This window comes from Desulfobacteraceae bacterium (assembly GCA_022340425.1).
Lineage (GTDB): Bacteria > Desulfobacterota > Desulfobacteria > Desulfobacterales > JAABRJ01 > JAABRJ01.
Window position 1 is genome coordinate 24,994 of sequence record JAJDNY010000179.1, and the last position, 6,000, is coordinate 30,993.

Consider the following 6,000-nt stretch of genomic DNA (forward strand, 5'->3'; position numbering starts at 1 on the left):
CCAGACCAAGGGGCTTCCCTGGCGTCGGGGTGCGGTGGACGACCTTACCTGCCAACGAAACCCACGGCAGATTGATAATGTAAAGGTTTCCGGAGCCAAAAGAATCGATCGCCAACCTTGATTTGTTTTTAACAAGTACCACAACGATAAGCGCAAAGTCAACCGGCAATGACACCGGTTTAAACGGCTGCGGCCGTTAACCGCTTGGGGGACGCATTAACCCCGCCATCGCCGGCCTTGCCTGCCAAAAGATGTTCCAGGGCTGCCAACCGCTTTTTCTGAGCATGCACACAGGAGGCGATTGACGCCAGGTTCTCGCCGGGATAGGGGGTCTGCCGGGCAATTTGAAGGCAGAGACGCATGCCGGCCTCGATATTGGCCCGGATGCCCGCCAAACGTTCCACCTCGCGGGCACTCCCGTCGGTCGCTTCGATCAGTTTTTCGAAATAATCGACCGTCATGACCAACTCTTTGGCAAACATATGGGGACGTTCAACCGGCACCAGGGACGCCCCGCGACCATAAAAATGGTCGATCATTTCCTGCAAGCTGTAAATCCGATTGAACCAGGCGATATTCGGGCCGGGACAGACGGCCTGGGGCGCAGTGGCCCCGGAGGCCTTCAGACCCAGCGCGATCAGGGCCGAATTGCCAAGCTGTTCACAGAGGCAGGCCTTGTTGACGGCCGCCCGGCGCATCACCGCCTTCACTTTGCTTGACGTCTTCAGGGCCTCGATTTCGGCCAATTTCAGCCGCTGATATTCTTTTGATGCCGTGCACATGAAGGGTGCGTAATCCGAGTTGAGGGCGAGAATCCCCTTGGTGCAATTAGCCCCGGGGCTTGCGGAAGCCCCTTTTTTTTCAATCCATCTTTCCGAGCCGGAATTGCGGACGTTGTTGAAGGGCACCCCAAGGGGCGAAACATCACTGATGTAAAGATCCTCCTCTCCTGCCTGGCTGAGAAGTTCGCGGGTTTGGTCATCCACCCGTGTAACCTCCGGCACCAGCAGAAAGGGCGTGGCAACACCGATGAAATCCATTTCAAAATCGTTTTGCAGCCGCAGAATTTCACCATGGGTGCCGATTCCCCCCTGAACCGTGACCAGGGGCGCGGTAGCGCCCTCCGCTATGCGGTAATCCCATCCCTGTTGATCGTAAAAGGCCCGTATCGCCGGCTGGAATTCCTCTGCCAGGCGGCTGCGGTAGGCCTTGAATTCCTCGAGCAGATCGGGAAGTAATTTGCCCGCTGAAAAAAAGGCATGACCGCCGCAGTTCAATCCCGACTCGATCCGATATTCGGCGACTTCGAGGCCCTTCTTGGCCAGAAACTTACCCTGAATCAGGGCCGAGCGAAAATCACTGACCTTCAGGATGATCCGTTTGCGGATCTGGCCGTCGGCGTCACGGTAAAAATCAGGAAACCGCGTCAGGTAACTGAACAGCCCCTTGTTGACCCCGGCCGAGAAAACCATGGCGGAGTTGAGTTCGCTCTGGGCAAACCCTCGAAGGGCGCTCTTGGCGTCGCTGAACTCCTCCCCCAAGGGCTGACCGGAGGGCGAGCAGCGGGGGCGGTCCAGGCGCACCATCAGATTAACATCGATTGCACCGGCAGTCATTCGATCGGTCAGCTGCTGCTCACGGCGCTGCCGCTGCGGCCCTGGCGGCATGGCCAACAAGTCCCGGTAGGCGATTTTAAGGGGTGCCGTCTCCGGCAGCAGGTCGAAATATTTCTGTTTTTCGTTTTCTTCAAAAAACGGCAGCCGTTTGGTTTCGTCGAGTTTTCGATCGACAATCTTTTTTACCAGATTGAGATACGCGCTTATCCGCTGCGCACGGCAATCCGGTGCTGTTGAACGGATTTCGTCAAAGGACCAATCGAACTGGCGCGCGTAGAACTGGCGCAACTTCTCCAACAAAATGTCATCGAGAATTGAAATCACCGAGGTGATACCCAGGTGGGCCACCCGAATGGGGGTGTCGGCCGAATATCCGGTTCCCATTACCGGAATGTGCAGATAATGTCCGTCTTTTCTCATGCTTCGATTCTCCCCCGCGATGGGGGTCTGTGATGAACGGACCCCAGTAGTGAACGCGTTTCTGCGCCCGTTATGAAATAAGATAGGAATCTTACGTGAAATCGGGTAAGAGAAAAAGCCATAGGGGGGTTTTTACAAAACTTTTACATGACCGGCCTTATGCCTTCACACTGCACCCCATATCGCCGGTTTGGCAGGAGTAAGCTTCGCATGTATCGCTCCAAGTGGTTTTTTCATCCGGTTTTTGTCTTTATCTGCTCAACCCTTGCCCTGGGACTGTCCTTATTTCTCTATATTTACTGGTACATCGCCGTGAGCCAGGGCCTCAATGCCCTCATTCAGAATTTCAACCTGGACCGCGACCAGGTCCTCGAGCCCCAAACCTGGCTGGTCATTCTGGTTCTCAGTCTGCTGGTGGGCCTGATTCTGCTGGGAATATTCATCATTTTTGTCTATAATCAAAAAATTATCATGCTTTACCGGCTTCAGCACAATTTTATCAACAACTTCACCCACGAACTCAAGACCCCGGTAACCTCGATTAAATTGTATCTGGAGACCTTTCTCAAGCACGAACTTCCCCGGCCGGATCTCATCCGGTATACCGGCTTCATGCTCCAGGACGTCGCCCGGCTATCGGACAACATCAACCGGATTCTGAACCTCGCCAAGATCGAAACCAAGACCTACAGCGGTGAGTTCGTCATATTGGACTTGGTCACGGTGGTGGAACGCTTCAGCCGCAACAACAGTCATCTATTTCGCAACTGCCTCATAACGATACAAAACCCCGGCGGTCGGGCCTTTCTTTATCGCATCAACGTGAGCCTGTTCGAAATGCTGCTGATGAACCTGATCACCAACGCTATTAAATACAACAATTCCGAAACCCCCAAAGTCGAAATCACTTTTTTGCAGCGCAAACACAAACTGCTGCTTCAGTTTAAAGACAATGGTTTGGGGATTCAAAAAACTGAGCTTCACAAAATTTTTCGAAAGTTCTATCAGGTGGGGAGTTCGGAAAACCTGGCGGTTCGGGGCAGCGGATTGGGACTGTATCTCGCCCAGAATGTGGCCCGGATTCACAAGGGGCGCCTCAGCGCCCAAAGCCCTGGCCCGGGTTTGGGCGCCGTCTTTACGTTGGCCCTGCCGTTTCACGATTGAAATCAACCAAATGCAGGCACTATCCCCGCCCGCGTGCACCTGGCTGTCAGAAACGGCAGCGCCCTTTGAAACATTGCATTTTAAACCGTCATCAGGTGTGAAGGAAGGAAAATGGCTACCAAACGGATCCTGGTCATCGAGGACGACCGCCATATCGCCGAAGGGTTGAAACTCAACCTGGGTCTACAGGGGTATGATGTGGTGGTGGCCGGCGACGGGGTGAGCGGACTTCAGGAATGGCGACGCATCCGGCCCGACCTGATCGTTCTGGATATCATGCTGCCGGGTATTGACGGGCTGGCCATTCTGCAAAACATTCGCCTGGAGGATGAAAAGGTCCCCATCCTGATTTTATCGGCGAAAAGCGGGTCGGACGACAAGGTGAAAGGGCTGGCCTACGGGGTCGACGATTACCTCTCCAAACCGTTTAATCTCGAGGAATTCCTGCTGCGGGTCGAGCGGTTGCTGACCCGGTCCGCCTGGAGCCAAGGAGACGCCCCAGCCGAGGATTCCGGCAGGACCTTCAAAACCTTCCGCTTGGGCGACAATTTAATTGACTTCTCGACATTGACGGCCGACTGCAAATTTGGCAGGATCAGACTAACCGAACAGGAGGCCACACTTCTGAAGCTTTTTTTGAGCCAGCCGGGAAAGCCGTTGTCGCGCAAAAAACTGCTTGAATTGGCTTGGGGCTATACCCACAAAGTTTCCACCCGAACGGTGGACAATTTTATCGTTCGCTTTCGGAAATACTTCGAGGCCAACCCCCGCAAACCGGTTTTTTTTAAAAGCGTTCGTTCCATCGGCTATCTCTTCGATCCGGATGGAAAATAGCCCGATCCAGGGGGGATCGGACTTTCCACCCCCGAATTTTGGTCCAAACTCCACACAAACCCTTGCCCTGTAAGGATTTCAGAAAAAACACCGTCATTTCCCCAAATTTTAACGTTCATCCCCACCCCCATAGCCAAGACCATGTTTGGATAAAAAACCCGATTTTGGGGATTTGGATTCGAATTTTGAGATTTGATGGTTTCGAACGAGGGCAGGTGCGGGCCGCATGGAGGGAATGAAAACGGGATCCGACCGCCCTCAGCGATCGAACCGTTTTTTTAAAATGACACACGACCAGTTGTGTTGGGTTTCTCGATATAAAAGATCGACAGCCCCAACGGAATAGAAGGATAAAAGCTGGGGGACCTCGCCCGGACGAATTCCAGAAAAAATTAAAACCGCCTCCGCGCAGGCCGCATCCAGTATGTCGTACCTGAGATCCACCAGTGTCGGTAATCGCAGGTTGGCGGTTACCAATACTGCATTTTGATTGGGGGGCGGATGCGGGCAAGCCAAAACGGCAATGCGCCCCGACAACCCGTTCAGCGACACGTTACGCCGGGCTTCCCAACGGGCGCACGGGTCGATTTCGGTGGCCAGGACCCGCTGAAGACCAAACCTTGCGGCGGCAATGGCCAAAACCCCCGTTCCGGTTCCAAGGTCAATCCCGATTCCGGCCGCCCCGGTCAGCAATTTCAGGTGGCGACCAAAGCACCACTCCATGGCCTCAAGCGCCAAGCGTGTACTCGGGTGTTGCCCACCACCAAAGGCCACACCGGGCTCGATGGTAATGACCTTTTGATCATCCATTTCCGGAAAGGCCGTTTGGGGCGGCTTCAAAACAATGGTTTCGGTAATTTGGACCGGTCGGGTATAGGCCCTTTCCAGAAATGAAGTGCCGTGCTTATAGCCGTAACACAGGACCCCCTGATCCACCAGCAGGCGCACCACCTCCCGGGCCTCCCCCCGGGTCCGCTTTCCCCCGGCGGAAAGGCGTTCCAACAGAAAGCGCGGGGTTATCCGACCATTTTCGGATGCCACCCAGTCCAAGGCTTCCCGAATCTCTGTTGCGGGGAGTCGATTTGCCTTCACGGCCCCGCCTAGCGCCGACCACCGCCGGGCTTTTCGGCCCCTTCCCGGTCCAACAGGTCGCGATACCAGCAGGAAAATTCAAACATGCCCAAAAAGCGCTCGTCATTGTTTATGATTCCCAGCGCCAGCTCCAGCACACCGCGGCCATAGGCGTTGGAATATTCTTCCATTTTTCGTGATTGAAGAAACTCCCGGATCAGCATTTGGGATGTACGCCGCGTGGTGTCGCGACGAATTTCGATGGGGTCTTTCGGCTCCTGAAAGGGGTCCCATTTTTCGTAGCCTTTCTTGAGAATATGGTTCCGACGCCTGGCCGACATGCTTTCAAATATCATCTTCTTGCGGTGCTCTTGCTCAACGGTGAGCTTTGCCATTATGACCTCCCCGGGGAATCTTTTGGATCGGCGGGATCCCGGATTCCCAGATAAATTTCATCATAATCGGTCAAGATGGCCATGGACAAGGGAACCAGTATCTCTCCCAAACCGGAAAACTTGGATTTGATATCTCTCACCAGATCTTTTGAAATTTCGAACAGTTGCCGCTGAATCAAATCCAGGTTGACCGTTGGATACGGCTCGCCCGGCTTAAAAGCGGACAAGCCGCAGGTATGCCCCTTGCCCCCGATGGCCGTCGGAATCCCATAAAGCCGACAGGTAATCGGGCGACGCGCATAGAGCTCACAGCGCGCGTCGTCATTCAGCAACGGACAGCGAACCCGAACATTGGCCAACTCTTCAAAGATCTGATTTTCATCTTTTCCCGATTGGGAATCCCTGTAGGCTTGCCGTTTGATCTTGTAGATGGCCCGATCCGCCGTGTTGGCTTTGGATAAAATCTTCTCTCGCTTTTCACCCTCGAGATTCTTTAAAAA

6 protein-coding genes are annotated in these 6,000 nt (G+C 54.1%); 2 read left to right on the forward strand and 4 right to left on the reverse strand.

Translation table 11 applies throughout. The features are described 5' to 3' along the window. Nucleotides 1-179: 179 nt before the first annotated feature. Nucleotides 180-2,036 (reverse strand): hypothetical protein, encoded by a 1,857-nt coding sequence (locus LJE63_16235; protein MCG6908152.1) that lies wholly within the window; start codon nucleotides 2,034-2,036, stop codon nucleotides 180-182. 210 nt (nucleotides 2,037-2,246) lie between these two features. Between LJE63_16235 and LJE63_16240 the strand changes: the two genes are divergently transcribed. Then, a complete protein-coding gene (locus LJE63_16240; protein ID MCG6908153.1) occupies nucleotides 2,247-3,200 on the forward strand; it encodes a HAMP domain-containing histidine kinase in 954 nt (317 codons plus the stop codon). 111 nt (nucleotides 3,201-3,311) lie between these two features. Beyond that, nucleotides 3,312-4,034, forward strand: coding sequence for a response regulator transcription factor (locus tag LJE63_16245; protein ID MCG6908154.1), 723 nt, complete (start codon nucleotides 3,312-3,314; stop codon nucleotides 4,032-4,034). A 258-nt stretch (nucleotides 4,035-4,292) separates the two neighbouring features. Here the strand turns inward: LJE63_16245 and LJE63_16250 are convergent, their stop codons facing one another. The 3 genes from LJE63_16250 to LJE63_16260 all read right to left on the reverse strand — a co-directional run. Then, nucleotides 4,293-4,985 (reverse strand): 50S ribosomal protein L11 methyltransferase, encoded by a 693-nt coding sequence (locus LJE63_16250; protein MCG6908155.1) that lies wholly within the window; start codon nucleotides 4,983-4,985, stop codon nucleotides 4,293-4,295. A gap of 149 nt (nucleotides 4,986-5,134) precedes the next feature. Then, a complete protein-coding gene (locus tag LJE63_16255; GenBank protein MCG6908156.1) occupies nucleotides 5,135-5,500 on the reverse strand; it encodes a hypothetical protein in 366 nt (121 codons plus the stop codon). Then, nucleotides 5,500-6,000 (reverse strand): YkgJ family cysteine cluster protein (locus tag LJE63_16260; GenBank protein MCG6908157.1); only part of this gene is annotated, 501 nt, incomplete at its 5' end. The genes LJE63_16255 and LJE63_16260, both read right to left, overlap by 1 nt.

Excerpts from the sequence above, each read along its gene's own strand:
- LJE63_16255 (MCG6908156.1), bottom strand. The coding sequence starts at position 5,500 with ATGGCAAAGCTCACCGTTGAGCAAGAGCACCGCAAGAAGATGATATTT.
- LJE63_16245 (MCG6908154.1), top strand. The coding sequence starts at position 3,312 with ATGGCTACCAAACGGATCCTGGTCATCGAGGACGACCGCCATATCGCC.
- LJE63_16235 (MCG6908152.1), bottom strand. The coding sequence starts at position 2,036 with ATGAGAAAAGACGGACATTATCTGCACATTCCGGTAATGGGAACCGGA.
- LJE63_16240 (MCG6908153.1), top strand. The coding sequence starts at position 2,247 with ATGTATCGCTCCAAGTGGTTTTTTCATCCGGTTTTTGTCTTTATCTGC.